The 351-nt window shown below is 72.1% G+C and carries 1 protein-coding gene; it reads left to right on the top strand.

Going from position 1 to position 351, the window contains the following annotated elements:
• Positions 1-351: permuted SH3 domain-containing protein (locus AC5JLB_RS23240; protein ID WP_495876203.1), on the top strand; the 351-nt coding region annotated here is incomplete at both ends.

The raw sequence follows: 351 nt of genomic DNA, 5'->3' as shown, positions 1-351 counted from the left end.
CAGTTCCTCCGGGTCGAGGTTACGCTCGGCACGAGCGAGGGCATCGTCGTGCCCCAACGCGCCACGAGCCGCGCCCCGAACGGCGATCTCACCGCCTTCATCGCGCAGGATGGCGTGGCGCGGCAGGTGGTCCTGACCTCGACCGGCACCTACGAGAATGGCTGGATCGTGACTGCGGGGGCCGAGCCCGGCGACCTCCTGGTCGTGGACGGCCTCAACAACCTGCGCGACGGCGCCGAGGTCGCTCCCATCCCGGTCGAGATCGACCCCAACGGCGTCGTGCGCGACGTGGAGGCTGTCCCGTCGGCCGATGCCGCCGCCCCGGCAAGCCCCGCCGCAGAGAGGGCTGAC

It is taken from the genome of Myxacorys chilensis, from assembly GCF_059505265.1.
This window is presented reverse-complemented; position numbering and strand designations above follow the sequence as displayed.